The following is a 17,929-nucleotide window of genomic DNA, read 5'->3' on the forward strand; positions in this document are numbered from 1 at the left end:
GCAATTTTGTTGAATGCCATTTGAAGATAATAGTGACTATTTTAAGGGTAGGGGCGCACAGGTTAATACCTATAACCGATTTTTAAAAAACAAATACATTACCGAGCATATTGAAGGGCTTGATGAACAGCTGTATGAGAACATCTCAACGCAACTGATTGAGGAAGACGCAAAAAGCATTGTTAGCATATCTAACAGTCCCGATCTTAACTTCAATTTTTCTATCAATCCTTACCAGGGATGTGAACATGGCTGCATTTACTGTTACGCTAGAAATTCCCATGAATACTACGGGTTCAGCGCAGGCCTGGATTTCGAGCGGAAGATCATTGTAAAGCGAAATGCCGCAAGCCTACTAGAAAAGTTTTTTAACAAACGTGGCTACGAACCCCAGCCTATCATGCTGTCTGGCAATACTGATTGTTACCAGCCCATAGAGCGCAAGCTTAAGATAACAAGGTCTCTCCTTGAAGTTTTTCTACAATACAAACACCCAGTTAGCATTATAAGTAAGAACAATTTGATTACCAGAGATATAGATCTGTTGAAAGAACTTGCCAAGCTTGATCTTGTTCATGTTACTGTTACTATAAATTCACTTAACGAAAGCCTTCGACAAAAAATGGAGCCGCGAACCGTTACCGGCAGAAGCAGGTTAATGGTAATTAACAAGTTAGCCTCAGAAAATATTCCTGTAAGATTGATGATAGCTCCAATTGTGCCTGGTTTAAATAGCGATGAAATTCCAGCATTGATCAAGGCAGCAGCCGATGAAGGAATAAGAGAAGCCATATTTACTCTGGTAAGATTAAATGGAGCTATTGCCGAGATCTTTTCCGACTGGGTGCATAAGGCATATCCTGACAGGGCAGAAAAAGTGTTAAATATGATTGCCAGTTGTCACGGTGGCACCTTAAATGACAGTCGATGGGGTAACAGAATGAAGGGTGATGGAAAGATTGCAGAGAGCATTCATCAGCTCTTCAAAATATCTACTATTAGATTCCTTCAAGGAAGAAGTATGCCCTCTTACAATCTTGAGTCGTTCACTCCGAAAGGAGGAAAACAAATGGGCTTATTTTGAGGCTTTATCCTCAAACTCTCCCAGATACTCTTCTAATTTGTCTATATAACTATTATAAGCTTTTACCCTTTTAATAATATAAAAGACAAGAATAAGGGTTCCCGCGGCCATAGATAGCAAAATATCTTTCCTGAAGATATCCCCAAAGTTACCATTGCCCAAAAACTGCGAGCTTGCTCTTCCAACAATAAAAATGCTGATAAAAACGGCAATAATAAATGCGAGTTCCTGTTTCAACGATCTTTTCAAAGCTTTAATCTTCTGTTCTAAGGTGGTTCGCACATCATTATTCGAAACTTCGATATTGAATGCAGAATACTTGATCCAATAAAAAAACACCACGATCAAGCCTATTGCTAAAAAGGTAACGAGGGAAAGTAAGCCACTAAAAGTTAAGCGAAAAATTGTGCCCTCATCCCCCAAAAGGAAATGCAAAAAAGGACTTACAATAATATTAAGCAGAAGTCCAACCATTAAATAGGAAATTATTCCCCTGTATTTATTTTTAATGTGGCCTAGTGTAGTTGAAGTCTTTTGCTTCAACATTGTCTCTAATTGTTCCATAGACTGATTATTTAAGTTTATATTTTCTTCTGATTCTTTTTGCCACCTGGCTTTTAACTCATCTAATTCCATAATCAGGGCTTAATTCTTTCCTTTAACTGTTTCTTAATACGGTTAATCCTTACTCCTACGTTACTTTCTGAAATCCCTAGGATCTCAGCTATCTCCCTGTAACTCTTCTCATCGAGGTAAAGCATAAGCAATGCCTTATCAAATTGCCCCAAGGTTGCTATGGCTACCTGCAATTCATAATCAAACTGTATGTCAAGGCGATATGATTCTTTGGCGGGAATAGCGTCATGACTAAAATTTAAGGATTCACGTGGAACATTGCGTTTTGATTTCCTTAACCTGGTAATAGCCATATTTAAACCAACCTTGTACATCCATGTACTGATCCTGGCTTCACCCTTGAAATTTGGCCAGGCCTTCCACAGACTGAAAAGGATGTCCTGATATAAGTCTTCGGCATCGCGGCTATCAGAACAATACATCCGGCATACTTTCAGGATTATCCCCTGATGTTCCTTTATCGCCTTTAGAAATTCTTCTTTCAACTTATGTCGGTGTTTTAATTCTTTTCCTGGTTAGTCGCTGTCGATTTGCATTTCTTACAGCAAATTATAATTTTATCTGTTATAAAATACTTCTCTAAATTTGCCATATGTCGTCACACCATATCGTTCGGGATAAACAGGAACCCGCTCTATTGATCATGAACCTCATTGAATTCAACTTCGAGCATTTGGGGCAGCTGTTGGAATGGAGCCCTACGGTTGTGGTAAATGAAGCGGAATACGAACACGTTGATTCTTTAGGAATTAAAGTTGATGCCATTGTTACTTCACAAGCTCATCCGGATCTTCAGGAAAGTACACTATTAATTCCCACTGAAGATAATCCATTACAAGATGCGCTTAAGTACCTGGTAGGCGAGCAGTACCCCTCAGTAAATATTGTCGACAGTACCTTCTGTGAAAAAGACTACATATTATATGTAGGAAGAATTAATCTTGTAGTACTAACACCAGCCCAGAGGATATTTCCGGTAAGTTCCGGATTTAGCAAGTGGAAAGCTGCCGGAGAAGAAATAACTATTCTTCACAATGTGGATAATCTTCAGACATCTGGTCTCATAAAATTGTCTGATCGCAAATACAAGACAGAGAAAGACGGCTTTTACACATTGAAATTCGATCAGCCGTTTACATTTATAGGAGAAGCTTTTTAAAAAATGGAAATTCGAATTGCAGATCAGAACGATCTTGAAACAGTACATCACCTGGCCAATGAAATTTGGCGCAGTGCCTATCGTGATATTTTAAGCACTGATCAGATTGAGTTTATGCTTGCCGACATGTACTCTATAGTCTCTCTTGAGCAACAGGTACAACAGGGAGCAATATTCCTTTTAGCAGAAGAACGTGCGGTTGTAGTGGGTTTTGCCTCATTTACCCCAAACAGTTCTGCCTATAAAATTCATAAACTTTACATACATACCTCTCAGCAAGGAAAAGGCGTAGGATCAAAATTGCTAAACTTTATCGAAGCTCATGCAAAAGAAAATAATGCAAGCTTTCTTGATCTCAATGTAAACCGTAATAATCCTGCATTAAACTTTTACAAGCGTATCGGCTTTGAGATTTTGGAAGAAGTAGACATTCCTTATCACCAATTTATTCTCAATGATTATGTTATGAGGAAGAAATTAGCAACAAGCTGAAGTACTATTCTTTTAGCTTCTCTATTCTTTTCGGCGTGTCAGTTCCTGCAACAATACTTCTGGAACTGAGAGCAATCGCTTTTATCGTGGATGTGATATTGGCGATATCAAGAGTTGAAAGCTCATCGTTAACAGTGTGATAATACTTATCCTGATCGATCTGATCAGTGGAGATCGTATGAGCAGGCACACCTTGGGCCGCCAGAGTCGCATTATCACTTCTATAAAACAAATTCTGCTCAGGATAAGGATCGGGGTGGAACTTAAATTCAGTTCCCTCGAGGTTTTTTTGAAGGATCTGTCCGAAATCAGATTTCTCAAAGCCTGTTATAAAAGCAGCATTTTTTCCGAACTTCGATTCCTTCCCAATCATCTCGATGTTGAACATCGCAACAACTGCATCCGGATCCTGTTGCTTCGAAAAGTATTGAGATCCAATTCCCCCTACTTCCTCAGCAGTAAAGGCAACGAAGATCAGCGTACGCTCGTTATTATTCAACTGCTTATAATGCCTGGCCAGGCTAATAACAGCAGTAACACCAGACGCATCATCGTCTGCTCCATTAGCAATAGAATCGCCTTCAACCGCATCAATAATTCCAAGGTGATCATAGTGCCCTGAAAAGATAACATACTCATTCGCCTTAGACTTTCCAGGTATCATTCCTGTCACATTGAAAAGAGGGGCTTTACTGATAGTATTGGTAAGATTAATGGAAAAAGACTGAACCACATCTTCATTCCCAAGAACAAATACCGCTTCAGTTGGCTGAAATTCCCCAACAACTCTTTCATCCATGTAATGGTCGCGGAATCTTTTGAAGGCTGAGAATAACGATTCATCTACATAAACTAAGACGGGCTTATTTAACTGCATTATCTCTTTATACCTTGCAGTAAAAGATTGATTAGCCTTAATATAGTGAGTTTCCACATCCGATGATCTGTTCCAAATTAAGGAAGGCTTATCTGAGATATAGAATACATTCTGTTGTTCAACTGCTTTTCCATTAATGCTAACTTGATAAGGACCAGGTACAATCCTATTCATAGAAAAATCCTGCCGGTAACCGGAAAGGCCTGCAAGAGGTTTCAATCCAATCGTTTTGAATTCAGACTCTATAAAACTTGCTGCCTTATCTATTCCCGGTGTAAAAACACCCCGACCCTGCATATCGTCGGCAGAAAGCGTTTTAATAATACGCTCTACATCCTTTTCTTTTACAAGCTGCGCTTGCTTTTGAACCGCGCAAGAGCTAAGAATCGCCAGGCAGGCCAGGGCAGAAAGAAATTGTTTCATCATATGGATTGGAGAAGAATAATTAACAGCAAATGTATTTTAATCCCAGGAATAATTTTCAAGTTCACGTGCAGAACGCCCTCTTATTATCTTTTTCTGTTTATCGATTTCAGTCTCCACTTTGGTATCATGCACGCCGTCCACCACGGCAACATCCGCATCCTTATCTTTAAATGACCCGTAAACAGCTGAATCTTCTACATTTTGTAAAGCTATATCGTACGGACCCTTATTGCTCATCAATTTAACAAAGACGGGAAGACATTCGAATAAAATAAATAACAATCCAATAAAAGTAATAGCCAGGTAAGTACCAAGGTCCCTGCTACCATCATTGTTAAAACTTAACTGGCCAAGAGCCCAGTTACGATCTGCAAAACCGGCCACATTAGCCAGGCTGTCGAGTTGTTTGCTGCTAAACATTCGTTCAGAAGCAATTCCTTCGAGCTCTTTTCTCCTGGTGATCAGCTCTTCCATTTTAGCCATTTCAGAGCGGACAATCTCCAATCGTGCCATCTTCTGACTCAAAACGGCTTCCTTTTGCTTTGCGTAAGTACCATAACCCATCTTACCGGAGGTCTGGTTCGTCTTATCTCCAAAGATCTCCTGATTTAATTGATAGCGGGAGCGATTAATATCATTCGTTAAAGAATCCCGCTCTGCCCGAAGATCAACTACTTTCCCCAACTCAGCCGAGTATTTTTTGGCGAAGGTGCTGTTTAGGGTGTCTAGCTTAGACCGCTGACCGCCGAGATAGCTCGTCTTTAACTTCTGACGTATCTCCTTGTCAAATATCTTCAACTCTAAGGGGCGGGAAATCACTATCCCGATCATAATAGCCAGAAGGACACGAGGTGTTGCCTGAAGGATTTGCTTATTAGTGGAAGCATTCTTGCTTATGCTCGACACGATGTAGCGATCCATGTTAAAAATTGCCAGTCCCCATAATGCCCCAAACAGGATAGCGAAGAATACCGCTCCAGTACTTCCCGAGAAGACAAAGTACATGGCATAACCGCCTGATAAGGCTGCAAATAAAGCCGTGAAAAAGATCGTAGCGCCAATGCCTACGTATTTATTATGTTCTGTTGGAAATCGTTTAAGTGTACCAATATGTGCGCCTGAACAAAACCAGAAAAAATCATTAATTTTCTTCATGAAAGCGTTGAGAATAAATATTTAATAAAACGACCAGCGGTACTACTTGTTACAAGTGAAAGTAAAATAAATTGTTTGCTGAGCCTGAAACCTTTATACATTTTGTATTAATCCTATATTTGAATTCCAAAATCCTTAACGATGAAAGAAATTACAGTAGAAGAATTAAAGCAGAAAATAGATAACGGAGAAGATTTTCAATTGATCGACGTGCGCGAAACTTTTGAGTATGAAGTATCAAATCTTGGAGGCGAAAATATTCCTTTAGCAGGGATTTTAATCGAATCTGATAAAATTGATACTGACAAACCTGTAATTGTTCAGTGTCGCAGTGGGAAGAGAAGTGCTGCAGCAATCATGCAACTGGAGCAGCAATTAGGTTACGACAACTTATACAACCTGGAAGGTGGAATCCTGGCCTGGAAAGATAAGTTTGATCCAAACATGCCTGTTTACTAATGACTGGAAAGATCATTTTAAACGTTGTTTATAACCTGGCAATCTTTGCTTTTGGCTTGTGTCTCGTCTGGGGAATTAAGCATACAAATTATCTAGTAGTAGCAACCTTTGCCGCTGCCATTGCTTTAATTGTTTACTTTAAGCTAAGACTGATTAAGCAAGTTAAAGAATACGCCAGATCTAAAAAGAAGTAATTGATCTGATGATCATAAAGGGGCAATGCTAAAACGTTGCTCCTTTTTAATTTCTACCTGGGCTGAATGCAGGATAGGTGCTACTTTTTCTTTTTGCAGTAGCAAAAGTACTCTAAGACCAATCTCCCGCGACTTCCTTTTACTCCCAACCGCCTGATTCCATCCTATAATTTATCCTTAAATCCAGTGAGGGATAAAGCTGTTCCTACTGGTGATCCTGTTATTCGCTGCTTTAAAACAACTGCGTGTTTTGTCTCACATAAATCCCTGATGAGTCCACCTTACACGAATAAAATGTGGACTTATCAGGGATCTAAAAAAGCAAAAATTAGGGTACATATGTAATCATGAGAAAAGCAGGGGCAAGGCCGGTTAAAATAGAATTGTGATTTGAAACATTTTTTCCTTTAACAATACCCCTTATATTGCTTTATCATTTTCAATTTAAACTTTAGAACTTATGGCAAGAGTTGATAAGAAAGGTATTTTGCACGGACCAGTTGATAATATTCTCTATCGGGAATATCGGGGAATGCAGATTGCTCAAATAAAGCCTGGCAAGGTGAAGCAATCTATTGCCAGTAAAGAAGCCAGCCTGGAGTTTGGCCTGGCAGCCAGCACAGCTGCAAACATTCGCGCCCTTTTTATTCCTGGTTATAAAGCAAATGATGGAGGTATGGCTAACCGCCTTACTGCTCTTACATTAAAATGTATTAAAACCGCCAGTCATAAACGAAGAGGCGAAAGGGATATTCACGATGGTGATCCGGATACCTTTTCCGGCTTCCAGTTTAATAAGAATTCTCTCCTGGAAGATTGCCTCCGCATAAAGCCACAGCTTACATCAACCGAAGAAGGAAAGGTAATTGTCCGGGTTCCTGCTTTTACTTCAAAAGATCTTAGAGCGCCAGCGGCAGATCATTATATAATACGCTTTCTGGCTATCTCTTTCAATTTCAAAACCTCTATGGCCAGCTATTTAAGCAGTAAAGAGATCAAGATTAATATAGGCGCAAACTTTGAAGGAGCTGAAATTGAGATAATTGAATCACTTCCCCCAGGACGACTGGTTTTGTTAGGCATGTTTATTCATGCATATAAATATGATCATTACGACGGCTATACCCGAATCAATAATAAAACCTGGAGTCCGGGCGCAATTATAGGAGGATGGCAAGCTCCCCCTCAGGAAGAGCCCGAGGCAACAGACCTGCGTGAGGCAGAAAAAGCCATAGTTGGAGAGGTTGAAATACATAAAATGCCGTATTCAGGCCTGGAAATTCTTAAGAAATTTCAAGATCTATGGGTTAAGCAGGCCAAGGCGATACAAAGTAAAGTAAAAGAGAAGCCGCCAATTCCGGATATTGAAGCAGAACTCCCCATTGGAGATTTCAGGATGAAAAGGTAATTCACCAATGATGATCCCCAGTCGAAACTAATATCGAAGACGTATAAACTCTTTTAGGTGATTGAAACGTTTATTAGTATATTAGAATATGATCATCAAAAATTTACTGATACTATTCACCGTTACACTCTCACTTTTTGGAATGAGGCGGGACGACATTCCTGAGTACAAAGGGGGTGCGACCAACCTGAACAGTTTTATCAGCAGATCGATCATCTATCCGGAATATTCTAAGTTTAATTGCCTGCAAGGTACTATCCAGGTAAGCTTCCGGCTAAACAAAAAAGGAAGGATTGTTGAATCGAAAGTTACTAAAGGAATGGGTATCGATCTTGATGAGGAAGCCCTTCGGGTAACACGTCTAACTTCAGGAAAGTGGACTGTACCCGCTTCCTTTGACACTACTCAATATCTAACTATCCCCATAAACTTTTCGTTACGGGAATACAACTGTGAAAATAAATCCGCGGAGGAGATACGGGAAGCTATTGGCGCCTATAGAGCGCACGAAGATCTTACAAAAGTGGTGACCAATTATTATCAACGCAGGAATGAAGGGAATTATAGTGCAGAAAGCGAAGCAAAGATCCTTGAAATAAAAGAACAACTTGGGCTTGATGAAAAGTTCATTGACCGGCTTGTTCGTCAGGCTAATCAAAAATTGAAACAAGGAGATAAGGAAGGAGCCTGTGAAGATTTTACCTTTGTAAAAAATCTGGGCAGCAATAAGGCGGATAAGCAAATTGCTGACAATTGCAAAAAATAAGTCTCCCGGAAATCAAAACATCTTTCTTAATTCCATGATCTTTCGCCTTAACGACGATGATATTCAATTTCCCCCGGCAGAGCTTGCAGAAGAAGACGGCTTGCTTGCTGTTGGCGGAGACCTATCAGAAGAGCGCCTGCTTAAAGCTTATCAACTAGGCATTTTTCCCTGGTACTCTGAAGAAACACCCATCTTGTGGTATTCTCCTCATGAACGCTTCGTGTTATTTCCCGATAAGGTGAAAATAAGTAAGAGCATGAAGCAAGTTTTAAGATCGGAAAAGTTTAGAATCACAGAAAATAAAGCATTCCCATTGGTTATCAAAGCTTGCGCAGAGGCTGAAAGAGAAGGACAAGACGGAACTTGGATCTTAGACGAAATGCAGGAAGCTTATATCAAGCTTCATCGTGCCGGTTTCGCTCACTCTATAGAGGTTTGGCATAATGAGGAACTTGTTGGAGGTTTGTATGGAGTAAAGGTAGGGGACGTGTTTTGTGGTGAAAGCATGTTTTCCCGGATGAGCAATGCGTCAAAATCAGCCCTCATTTGGATGTGCCAGCATAAAGCTTATAGATTAATAGACTGCCAGGTGCATACCGAGCACCTGGAGAGTATGGGGGCTGAGTTTATCAGTAGGGACGAATATATGGAAGTGCTTAGATCCTAATTAAGAATTTCCCGGATATCATCTGCTGTTAAGGACTTTACAAAACTTTCTTCCGTTGTAATGAGCGATTCGGCCACTAAGCGCTTCCTGTTCTGTAAAGCGAGGATTTTCTCTTCCACGGTGTCTTTAGTGATAAACTTATAGATAAAGACGCTTTTCTTTTGACCAATACGATGGGCTCGGTCTATCGCCTGTTGCTCTACTGCAGGGTTCCACCATGGATCCAGGAGGAATACATAATCAGCTTCTGTAAGATTTAATCCAACTCCCCCCGCCTTTAAGGAAATCAGGAAAAGTTTAATGTCGCCGTTCTCCTGGAATTCCTGAACGATGTCGCCCCGGTTCTGAGTGGAACCGTCGAGGTAAGAATATCTCACTCCCCGCTTATCAAAGTAATTACGATAAATGTCCAATTGCTTCACAAACTGAGAAAATACCAGAACCTTATGATCTTCTGCAAGGACGCTTTCCAGTGTACTCACCACGCTCTCAAACTTGCCAGACTCTCCCTCATAATCCTTGTCGAGCATGGCTGGGTGATTAGCTATCTGTCGAAGCTTAGTAAGCCCTTGAAGAACCTGAACTTGCGACTTGGCAAATGTTCCATCTTCTAAAGCCTGCAACAAGTCGTTGCGATACTCTGATTTAATCTTCTCATAATAATCTAATTGGTCCTCACTCATGCTGCAATAGAACACTTGTTCAGACTTTGCAGGCAATTCGGTTGCTACCTGATCTTTAGTCCGGCGTAGAATAAAGGGTTTAATAAGAGCTTGCAGCCTCCTGGCCTTTTCTTCATCTTTTTTCTTCTCAATGGGAGTTACAAAAGTATCTTGAAAGAAATGCTGGGAGCCAAGAAGTCCCGGGTTAATAAATGACATTTGTGCCCAGAGATCATTTACCGAATTTTCGACCGGGGTTCCACTCAATATTAGTTTATGTTGAGATTTCAGCTGCTTTACCGCTTTATAAGCTTTTGATGAGGGATTCTTAATGTTTTGGCTTTCATCCAAAATGATATAATGGAAAAACAGCCCGGATAACATTTCCGCATCTACCCTGGTAACGCCATACGTGGTAAAAACTACGTCGTAACGGGTAAACGTAGAAATATCTTTAGAGCGGGAACTTCCGGTATGAGCCATTATTTTAAGCGTTGGCGCAAATTTCTCTGCCTCCTTCATCCAGTTATAGATCAACGAAGTAGGCATGACGATCAGAGAAGTAACAAAAGTGCCTCTATCCGCATTCTCTTCTTTTACCTTTTGAAGCAGAGAAAGCGTTTGCACTGTTTTGCCCAAACCCATATCGTCGGCGAGACAGCCACCAAAATTGAACTTCCTTAAAAAATGGAACCAGTTGTATCCGGCTTTTTGGTAAGCTCTTAAGGTTCCTTTAAAATCTCGTGGGGAATCAGCTTCTTCGATCTGTTCAAAGTTCGTTAACTGCTGTAGCTTCCTGTCGATAGTAATGCTAGCTAATTCACTGTTAGCAAAATCAGCTAAAAGACCTAAATGATGTTTCTTCAGCTTCAATCCCTCATCACTTTTTTCGGCAAAACTCAACAAATTTCCGTACTGAGAAAACCAGGTTTCGGGAATTACAGCTATCTCCCCGGAAGGCAAAACATATTCGCGTATCCTGTTGAGGATATGATTCCTTAGATCAATGAAGGGTATCCTATGGGTGCCGAAATAAACAATAGCATTCAGGTCGAACCAGTCATTGCTTTCTGTTACTTCAAGGTTAATCTTGTTAGTTCCAAAAATAAAGCGCTTACCGCCTTCAGGCTGCTCGAATTCGAATCCTAATTCTACCAGCTCTTCGTGATTTTCGTTTAGCCAATCAAAAACAGAAAAAGCAGCGTCCTGTTCGGCGAGATTACTTTGGCCTAGTTCAAGTGTGACAAACAAAGATGAAGTTGTTTTTAAGCCTCTTTCCAACAACTCGTCTAGTTTATTTTTTTCCCAGATGGTAGAGCGCTTTATCCTATGGAAAATATAATCGTCGCCGTTCTTTTCCATCCTTACCGAGACCTTGCTCTCGCTACCGGCAGCAAAGACGTAATGATCATATTTGAAATAAAGTTGTAACTGCGAAACTCCGCCTTCTACGTAAATGACTTTTAAAATTGGCCTGGCATCAAATTTTTCGGTATTGATAGTAAAGCCCTCGGCATACACATGGTGCTTCTCTATCAGCGGAGCTACGAATCGCTCGAAATAGTTCTTCTCCGACGCTTTGGGAATGGAAATGAACCGCTTATTAAGAAAAGGTTGAAGTTTTTTACCTTCGATATCCCCTTCAAAAGAATATAGGACGTCTTCCAGCAGCAAAAGGGCGGGCTGATTACAAACTACCTGCGCTCCTCTGAACATAAACTCGATCCTGATTCCCTGATACTTAATCGTTGGAAAGTAACGTGTTTCCTCCTCGCTCCTTCTAAAATGAAACAAAACAGTTGCGGGATCAGATGCTATGGTGAGCTGCCTTTCAACAGGCCATCCTTCCTTACTCATTAGATAAAACGGCTTCTCGCCTATCAAACTCAGGGCTTCTACCAATCTTTTCTCAATTTTAGGTCTGATCACAGAAAAGAGCTTCTCATCAAATACCCTTAGAAAATATACAATAGGGCGAATAGGTTTCTTATAGTATCTTTTGATAATACTCCCTTGCTCTGTCTCTTCCAAAAGCTTAATAAGCTTCCTGTCTGTATCATCGAGAATTGACGCAAATTCATCTGCTGTAGTTGAAAAAAGCCGTTGGTAGGTTAATGAAAAACCGCCATCGGGATTCAGCTGAACTACATGAGGCTCAATCAGAAAACCGAGAAACTCGTGCTGACATAAAGAATAAACTAACTTACAAGGCTTTGAACTATCTACACGTAACATTAAAAAAGCAAAAAATAAGGTAGAAGGTAGTACTTAAAAAACTCTAAACTTAGACAGAATATGGAGCAATTCAAAATTGAAAAATTAGCTTTTGACATTTTTGTAAACAATTGCAAATTGCAGCTTTACAGATCATACAATTATGGAGGAAATAAATTGGGCAGACTTTGAGAAAGTAGAATTAAGGGTAGGAACAATTTTGGAAGTTCTGGATTATCCGGAAGCCAGAAAACCTGCCTATAAAGTAAAAGTGGACTTTGGTGAATTAGGAATAAAATGGAGCAGTGCGCAGATCACAAAGCACTATAAGAAAGAAGAGCTGGTTGGAAGACAAATAATTGGAGTAATAAATTTCCCTAAAAAACAGATAGGCAAATTTATGTCGGAATTCCTGGTGACTGGTTTAGCTGATGAAAACGGTGATATTGTTTTAGCCGCAGTAGAACGGCCTGTACCTAATGGGGCAAAGTTGATATAAAAAGGCAGCTACGTTTGTAGCTGCCCAACTATACATCATTCTCTCTCTTATGCCGCTATAAATGGAGTAACGATAGCGAGCACTTCATTTTTTGTTAAAGGCTCATCAAACGATTCTGTTGCTGCATTAGCCGAAATACTTAACCCTCCTATTCCGGTAATCTTCACATTTGCCTGCGTATCCAGATCCTCTCCATTGTAGATTGCCTGGACAGCAGATCCTATTCCCCCTGTATCCTTCATAGTTATCCATGGCTTTACAGCAGCTCCTCTAGCCTGGCGCATCTGGCGGATGTGAGCAGCATGACGTGCTTCCACTGAGTGTATGTTTAGCGCTGCAGTAAGTACGGCATTGGATCCTAATAGATTTCCTGCCTGCCCTTTATACGCTCTAACTCCCGTATCTTCAAATGCCTGAGCTACTGCTAAAAAAGTATCATAGTTAGACCGGACTGTTGGAAATGTTCCTCTTGCTGTAAAATCAAAGTTTGGCTTAGCTACAGGAGATGCTCCTAGTGAAGCGATAGTATTTTTCAGGAAATTAACATGGGCAACTTCATGATCTCTGATAGTAGTTAGAGCAGCACGAGCTGCAGTCGATGGAATAGTGAACGTGACCGTTGAACCTACGCCTATCGTATAAAATTCTGCTTCCAGATATTCAAGCGTCAGCGCAAATTGAAGTACATCCACGATCTGAGATGTCGTTGATGTTTGTCCGTATGCTTTTTTAAACATTGATCCTAGCGCAAATGGAAGACTGGCTAACGCCACTTTCCCTCCAAATCCGGTTAAGGCTTTCATAGCTTTTCTACGGGGACTTAAACGGTCTGATAAATCCGCATCTATTTTCTCAATTTCTTCTAGTATGTTTAAGAAATTCATGGTTTTTCAAATTAATAGTTAGGTAATCCGGTTAAACTGATCTCGGTTTTGATGTAGGGTTTCGCTATGGCAAGCACTTGGCCTGGACTTCTTGATAAATCTAATCCGTTGCTATCCACTACGGAAGAGTCAGCGAAGCTACCGTTAGAAATTAAATCGCGGATTAAAGCAGCATGACGAGCCTCTACCGATACTATCTTACCTGCCAAAAGAAGATAGGCGGCATTTTCTATTAATCTTCCTGCTCCATTATAGGCTGAAACACCTAAATCCTCAAAAGCTTTGGCTGTTGCCAGTATGCTATCTCTGCTTGTGAAATTGATTGAACTGAAATCAACCTCTAAAGCACCAATTGCTTTGTCTTTTAAAGCTGCTTTAAAAAACTCTCTGTGAGCAATCTCATGATCGCGTATATCTACAAAGAGAGCGGCTTCAGCGGAGCTTAAACCAGTATTTGGGGTAGCAGCAACCTGAGTATAAAAGGCCGCTTCTAATTGCTCCAGAGCATAGGCGTAATTCAAGATACCGATATCTCCTTCACCTAAGCGAATTCCATTATCGTTATCATTGTCCTTTTTACAGCCGGCTGCAACTAAAGCCATTCCTGCTGCTCCAGCGCCTGCAAACTTCAAAAAGGAACGCCTCTGCATCCTGGCATCTAATAGCTCTTCCGAACCGTTCAGAAAAGCCAAGTCCTCTGTTTGTTTAAATTTTTTCATATTGAGTGGATCGGTTATTTTTAATTGACTTACGGTGAAAAACTTAGGCTGGATTTCGGTGTTAGAAGAAATATTGATTTTTTTAATATTATTATTCTTTAGCTAGGAGGGAGGACATTCAAACCTCATCATGTTTACTGGGAATAATTTTTTGAAGGTTTTTATTGACATTCTGAAAAAAAATAACCGACATTCGCATACTGCTGACGTCAAAAGCAAACTTTTATAAGCATTGAGCAAAAAACACAAGATATCATTACCGGAAGCTGATCTGATCAAAGCTATTCGTACTAAGGAGCGAATAGGAGCAGAGGCGCTTTACGATATGTATTCCGCATCTCTATTTGGCGTTATTTCGAGGGTGGTACAGGATGAGGAACTTGGGCAAGACTTATTGCAAGAAACCTTCGTTAAGATTTGGAACTCGATTGATTCTTTCGACGAAACGAAGGGTAGACTTTTTACCTGGATGGTAAATATTGCCAGGAATTTAGCGGTTGACAAATTAAGATCTAAGGATTTTCGTAATAACAGTAAAAACCAGGATCTGGAAAATTCCGTAAATTTAATTGATGATCAGCGTAATACAACTTTAAATCCCGAGACTTTAGGAGTAAAGGAAATGGTGGATAAGTTGAAACCCGAGTCGAAGGCAGTTCTTGATCTAGTTTATTTTAAAGGCTATACCCATTCTGAGGCATCTGAAGAATTAGGGATACCTTTGGGTACGGTCAAAACAAGAGTTAGATTAGCAATTAATACCCTGAGAAAGTTATTTAATTAGAATTGGAAGATTTAAAGGCATATATCGAAAGTGGTGTGTTGGAGCTTTACGCTTTAGGAGACTTGTCTCCGGGCGAAAGGCAGGAGGTTGAATTGATGCTGCAAAAGCATCCCGAATTACGATATGAGCTTAATGAAATTGAAAAAGCGTTAGAGAAATACGCAGAGAAACATGCATTAGAGCCTGAGGAAAGTGTTAGGGAAAGAGTTATAGGCACATTGGATTTTAAAGAAGGAGCGGAATCAGATCTTAAAGAAGAAGCAACTGTTAAGGCATTTCCTGCAGCATCAAATAATTCAGCAAAGAATAGTAATTTTTATAAATATGCATTTGCGGCTTCGGTAGCCCTGCTATTGTTAAGTACAGTGGTAATTATTAATTTAAGAAGTCAGCTTAGTGAATCCAATGAACGAGTAGCACTTCTTGAAAGCAGCAACCAAAAGTTTAGCAGCCGCGCCAATTATATTGAAAAAGAATTAACGGACGTAAAACATACTCTGGACGTTTACCAGAATCCTAAGGAGTTTAAAATGGTTGAACTAAAAGGCCTTCCAAAAGCTCCTGAAGCGAAGATGATGGTTGCTTTTAGTCCGAAAAAGGAAATGGTAATGATAGATCTGGCCTCCTTAAAGATGCCAAAGACCGACGAAAAGCACCAATATCAATTGTGGGCCCTCGTTGACGGAAAGCCTGTGGATTTAGGCGTATTTGACATGAAGCCTGACAGCACAGGTATGATCAAAATGAAACCTCTTAAAAATGCACAAGCATTTGCTGTTACGCTTGAACCCAAAGGAGGAAGTGTTAATCCAACAATGGATGAAATGATAGTAATGGGAAGTATATAAAACAAATTAAGGCTGCAGAAATTCTGTAGCCTTAATTTGATAATCCTATTTCTTAATACTAAACCCTCTTTTTCATCACTAATTTCTTATTCATCGTCTTAGATATATTTTCCATAAACTGTTGCATCTCGTTGTATTTAGCAGCAGGAATGATATGATTATTAAGCTCAAATTGAGTAATAGACCTCATTTCATTTTTATCCTTATCATAACTGTACTTCACGGAGAAAGACCCGTAAGCAAATTTAAAAAAAGCATCCGTTGGTAGTGTTTCAACCTCCATATCTGCCGGGAAAGATATTACTGTTGTATTACGTTTCAACATAGGATGATCGAAGAAATAGTCGGTCTTTCTCTTTTCCACTACCGGCATCGTTGCTCTCCATAAGTCAAATAAACGAGGTCTGTAGAAGGATTTTGAACCGGCGACCATATCGCTGATCTTTTCATAATCCAGACTCAATTCCCACTCCTTTATACCATTTTCATCCTTAAGTTCTTTAAAGGTAAAGATGTCGGGCTGCCTGAGATTCAGAAAGCTAATCAATGCTTTTTTCTGTTCATCGGTTTTTATGGAAGACCAGCCAATAAACATATCCCTATATTCGCCGGTCGACTTAATATTTAATGTCGCTTTGGCAAATCCATCCGGCTCGATCTTTACTTTAACTTCTGAATCGAAAATATGGTCACTAATATTACTTCTAGGGGTATTTACTAATTTTCCCCCATCCTCTGTAATAAGTAATGCATTTCTATTTTCTGTAAAAGACCCAAGCTTACCAAAGGGTTGAGTGTTGCTAGTGCACTCTAACCACGTAGTGTCGTTTTTGAATGGAATACAAAGTATTACGTGATTGAAGGGATCATTAACAAAAGAGGGATCTGCTGGCTCTTCGTTCGCTCCTGCACGTACGATTGCATAATAAGCAGGAATATTAACACATTTAAGCAGAGTGTACATGTAATTGGAAAGAGCCTTACAGTCACCATATTTTTTCTCGTCAACAAAACTCGCAGGAAAAGGCTTTAAACCACCTATTCCTAACTGTATACTTACATATCTGAAATTTTTCTGAAGGTAATTGTATAGAAATTTCGCCTTCTCTTTGTCTGTGGGAAGCCCCTCAACCATCTTTTTAATTTCTTCAACACGCTTTTCAGACAGGGTCGAGACTTCTTTGTTCAAGTCTTTCTGCCATAATCCAAATCCTTTCCAAGTACTCATATCGCCTGGATGGCCATCGAAATCTATGGAATTAGAGCAAAACGAAACTCTTGGGAGGTAAGTCCAATCCTCTGAGCCTTCTTCAGGCTTGATCGCTTTTAAACCTTTCACTTCCCAAGAATACACCTCATATCCATCCTCGCTTGCCTTCTTTGGTTGCTGCCTGAAATTTCGCAGCTTGAATCTAAAACCAACTTCTGGCCTGATTGAGATTCGGCAAGACGCATTTTCTACGGCCTCTTCTTTACCCTGAATAGACCAGTCGAACAAGTCAAGGAAACTGTTATAGGTAATTTCCTCAATTTTCTCTATAGTTACAGGATAGTTGACAATTGTGTGCTCTGCAATCATAACCCGACTGCTAGAAATTAGTGTGACACCTTCAACCGCCGACCGGTCATAGAAATCGCTTTTCTTGTACCTTTTGATTAAAGTTCCCTTACTGTCGTACACCTTCAACTCAGCAGCATTCACATCTGAGAACTTAGTGTCATAATAGATGAAAGAAGTCGCTTCGTGCTCATCTTTTTCATTCAATACGGTTTTTACACTATGTTCCCTAATGACTGCCTTTCCTGCTGATTTCACAACCATCTCCCGATAATAGAAGCGGGTGACAGAATTCGCATTCTCTTTTAGTGAGTCCGGTATTGTACTGGAGTTATATAAGGATGGCGAAACTTCTACTTTCTGGGCAGAAACTTTTAAAACAGAAAAACATGCTCCAGCTATAAGCAAAAGCATGTTCATTTTTCTTAGACTGATCAT

Annotated in this window: 19 protein-coding genes; 11 read left to right on the forward strand and 8 right to left on the reverse strand. The window is 40.0% G+C overall.

The window, feature by feature from the left end:
- The first annotated feature begins 13 nt into the window (after positions 1-13).
- The gene (locus J4N25_RS07955) at positions 14-1,084 is read left to right on the forward strand and encodes a PA0069 family radical SAM protein (protein WP_207421663.1); all 1,071 of its coding nucleotides are present in this window, start codon (positions 14-16) and stop codon (positions 1,082-1,084) included.
- Here J4N25_RS07955 and J4N25_RS07960 read toward each other — a convergent pair.
- Together J4N25_RS07960 and J4N25_RS07965 are read right to left on the reverse strand one after the other, a co-directional pair.
- On the reverse strand, positions 1,076-1,720 hold the full coding sequence (locus J4N25_RS07960) for a hypothetical protein (protein WP_207421664.1): 645 nt from the start codon (positions 1,718-1,720) through the stop codon (positions 1,076-1,078). The two genes, J4N25_RS07955 and J4N25_RS07960, sit on opposite strands and share 9 nt — an antisense overlap.
- A 2-nt stretch (positions 1,721-1,722) precedes the next feature.
- Positions 1,723-2,205, reverse strand: a complete 483-nt coding sequence (locus J4N25_RS07965; RefSeq protein ID WP_207421665.1) for an RNA polymerase sigma factor — start codon at positions 2,203-2,205, stop codon at positions 1,723-1,725.
- A gap of 107 nt (positions 2,206-2,312) precedes the next feature.
- Between J4N25_RS07965 and J4N25_RS07970 the strand changes: the two genes are divergently transcribed.
- Together J4N25_RS07970 and J4N25_RS07975 are read left to right on the forward strand one after the other, a co-directional pair.
- Complete coding sequence (locus J4N25_RS07970) at positions 2,313-2,879, forward strand: thiamine pyrophosphokinase (protein ID WP_207421666.1); 567 nt, start codon at positions 2,313-2,315, stop codon at positions 2,877-2,879.
- Positions 2,880-2,882: 3 nt separating this feature from the next.
- Positions 2,883-3,371, forward strand: a complete 489-nt coding sequence (locus tag J4N25_RS07975) for a GNAT family N-acetyltransferase (protein ID WP_207421667.1) — start codon at positions 2,883-2,885, stop codon at positions 3,369-3,371.
- A gap of 4 nt (positions 3,372-3,375) precedes the next feature.
- Here the strand turns inward: J4N25_RS07975 and J4N25_RS07980 are convergent, their stop codons facing one another.
- Positions 3,376-4,674: a M20/M25/M40 family metallo-hydrolase gene (locus J4N25_RS07980; protein WP_207421668.1), complete on the reverse strand. Its 1,299-nt coding sequence runs from the start codon at positions 4,672-4,674 to the stop codon at positions 3,376-3,378.
- 36 nt (positions 4,675-4,710) lie between these two features.
- Positions 4,711-5,829, reverse strand: coding sequence for a DUF4407 domain-containing protein (locus J4N25_RS07985; protein ID WP_207421669.1), 1,119 nt, complete (start codon positions 5,827-5,829; stop codon positions 4,711-4,713).
- Between the two features lie 141 nt (positions 5,830-5,970).
- Between J4N25_RS07985 and J4N25_RS07990 the strand changes: the two genes are divergently transcribed.
- From J4N25_RS07990 to aat, 5 genes are all read left to right on the forward strand, one after another.
- Positions 5,971-6,288, forward strand: coding sequence for a rhodanese-like domain-containing protein (locus tag J4N25_RS07990; protein WP_207421670.1), 318 nt, complete (start codon positions 5,971-5,973; stop codon positions 6,286-6,288).
- Positions 6,288-6,482 carry a DUF6358 family protein gene (locus J4N25_RS27120; protein WP_207536368.1) on the forward strand — a complete coding sequence of 65 codons (195 nt, stop codon included), beginning with the start codon at positions 6,288-6,290 and terminating at the stop codon, positions 6,480-6,482. The genes J4N25_RS07990 and J4N25_RS27120 overlap by 1 nt, the downstream gene beginning before the upstream one ends.
- Before the next feature lie 460 nt (positions 6,483-6,942).
- Entirely contained in the window at positions 6,943-7,890 is a 948-nt protein-coding gene (locus tag J4N25_RS07995) for a hypothetical protein (protein ID WP_207421671.1), read from the forward strand.
- Between the two features lie 88 nt (positions 7,891-7,978).
- The gene (locus J4N25_RS08000; RefSeq protein ID WP_207421672.1) at positions 7,979-8,656 is read left to right on the forward strand and encodes a TonB family protein; all 678 of its coding nucleotides are present in this window, start codon (positions 7,979-7,981) and stop codon (positions 8,654-8,656) included.
- Between the two features lie 34 nt (positions 8,657-8,690).
- On the forward strand, positions 8,691-9,323 hold the full coding sequence (gene aat / locus J4N25_RS08005; protein ID WP_207421673.1) for a leucyl/phenylalanyl-tRNA--protein transferase: 633 nt from the start codon (positions 8,691-8,693) through the stop codon (positions 9,321-9,323).
- On the opposite strand, the gene J4N25_RS08010 is transcribed toward aat, so the two are convergent.
- Positions 9,320-12,220: a DEAD/DEAH box helicase gene (locus tag J4N25_RS08010; RefSeq protein ID WP_207421674.1), complete on the reverse strand. Its 2,901-nt coding sequence runs from the start codon at positions 12,218-12,220 to the stop codon at positions 9,320-9,322. The two genes, aat and J4N25_RS08010, sit on opposite strands and share 4 nt — an antisense overlap.
- Positions 12,221-12,362: 142 nt before the next feature.
- Here J4N25_RS08010 and J4N25_RS08015 point away from each other — a divergent pair, with 142 nt between their 5' ends.
- A complete protein-coding gene (locus J4N25_RS08015) occupies positions 12,363-12,698 on the forward strand; it encodes a tRNA-binding protein (RefSeq protein WP_207421675.1) in 336 nt (111 codons plus the stop codon).
- 47 nt (positions 12,699-12,745) lie between these two features.
- Here the strand turns inward: J4N25_RS08015 and J4N25_RS08020 are convergent, their stop codons facing one another.
- Positions 12,746-13,582 (reverse strand): ferritin-like domain-containing protein, encoded by an 837-nt coding sequence (locus tag J4N25_RS08020; RefSeq protein WP_207421676.1) that lies wholly within the window; start codon positions 13,580-13,582, stop codon positions 12,746-12,748.
- Positions 13,583-13,593: 11 nt separating this feature from the next.
- A complete protein-coding gene (locus tag J4N25_RS08025) occupies positions 13,594-14,301 on the reverse strand; it encodes a ferritin-like domain-containing protein (RefSeq protein WP_207421677.1) in 708 nt (235 codons plus the stop codon).
- Between the two features lie 232 nt (positions 14,302-14,533).
- Between J4N25_RS08025 and J4N25_RS08030 the strand changes: the two genes are divergently transcribed.
- Both J4N25_RS08030 and J4N25_RS08035 read left to right on the forward strand, forming a co-directional pair.
- The gene (locus J4N25_RS08030) at positions 14,534-15,085 is read left to right on the forward strand and encodes an RNA polymerase sigma factor (protein WP_207421678.1); all 552 of its coding nucleotides are present in this window, start codon (positions 14,534-14,536) and stop codon (positions 15,083-15,085) included.
- Positions 15,086-15,087: 2 nt separating this feature from the next.
- Positions 15,088-15,933: an anti-sigma factor gene (locus J4N25_RS08035; RefSeq protein ID WP_207421679.1), complete on the forward strand. Its 846-nt coding sequence runs from the start codon at positions 15,088-15,090 to the stop codon at positions 15,931-15,933.
- 58 nt (positions 15,934-15,991) lie between these two features.
- Here J4N25_RS08035 and J4N25_RS08040 read toward each other — a convergent pair whose 3' ends face one another.
- Positions 15,992-17,929 carry a DUF3857 domain-containing protein gene (locus J4N25_RS08040; RefSeq protein ID WP_207421680.1) on the reverse strand — a complete coding sequence of 646 codons (1,938 nt, stop codon included), beginning with the start codon at positions 17,927-17,929 and terminating at the stop codon, positions 15,992-15,994.

Source organism: Desertivirga brevis (assembly GCF_017355835.1).

Excerpts from the sequence above, each read along its gene's own strand:
- J4N25_RS08040 (WP_207421680.1), bottom strand. The coding sequence starts at position 17,929 with ATGATCAGTCTAAGAAAAATGAACATGCTTTTGCTTATAGCTGGAGCA.
- J4N25_RS08020 (WP_207421676.1), bottom strand. The coding sequence starts at position 13,582 with ATGAATTTCTTAAACATACTAGAAGAAATTGAGAAAATAGATGCGGAT.
- J4N25_RS07975 (WP_207421667.1), top strand. The coding sequence starts at position 2,883 with ATGGAAATTCGAATTGCAGATCAGAACGATCTTGAAACAGTACATCAC.
- J4N25_RS07990 (WP_207421670.1), top strand. The coding sequence starts at position 5,971 with ATGAAAGAAATTACAGTAGAAGAATTAAAGCAGAAAATAGATAACGGA.
- aat (WP_207421673.1), top strand. The coding sequence starts at position 8,691 with ATGATCTTTCGCCTTAACGACGATGATATTCAATTTCCCCCGGCAGAG.
- J4N25_RS27120 (WP_207536368.1), top strand. The coding sequence starts at position 6,288 with ATGACTGGAAAGATCATTTTAAACGTTGTTTATAACCTGGCAATCTTT.
- J4N25_RS07995 (WP_207421671.1), top strand. The coding sequence starts at position 6,943 with ATGGCAAGAGTTGATAAGAAAGGTATTTTGCACGGACCAGTTGATAAT.
- J4N25_RS07955 (WP_207421663.1), top strand. The coding sequence starts at position 14 with ATGCCATTTGAAGATAATAGTGACTATTTTAAGGGTAGGGGCGCACAG.
- J4N25_RS08010 (WP_207421674.1), bottom strand. The coding sequence starts at position 12,220 with ATGTTACGTGTAGATAGTTCAAAGCCTTGTAAGTTAGTTTATTCTTTA.
- J4N25_RS07980 (WP_207421668.1), bottom strand. The coding sequence starts at position 4,674 with ATGATGAAACAATTTCTTTCTGCCCTGGCCTGCCTGGCGATTCTTAGC.
- J4N25_RS07970 (WP_207421666.1), top strand. The coding sequence starts at position 2,313 with ATGTCGTCACACCATATCGTTCGGGATAAACAGGAACCCGCTCTATTG.
- J4N25_RS07985 (WP_207421669.1), bottom strand. The coding sequence starts at position 5,829 with ATGAAGAAAATTAATGATTTTTTCTGGTTTTGTTCAGGCGCACATATT.
- J4N25_RS08025 (WP_207421677.1), bottom strand. The coding sequence starts at position 14,301 with ATGAAAAAATTTAAACAAACAGAGGACTTGGCTTTTCTGAACGGTTCG.
- J4N25_RS08015 (WP_207421675.1), top strand. The coding sequence starts at position 12,363 with ATGGAGGAAATAAATTGGGCAGACTTTGAGAAAGTAGAATTAAGGGTA.
- J4N25_RS08000 (WP_207421672.1), top strand. The coding sequence starts at position 7,979 with ATGATCATCAAAAATTTACTGATACTATTCACCGTTACACTCTCACTT.
- J4N25_RS07960 (WP_207421664.1), bottom strand. The coding sequence starts at position 1,720 with ATGGAATTAGATGAGTTAAAAGCCAGGTGGCAAAAAGAATCAGAAGAA.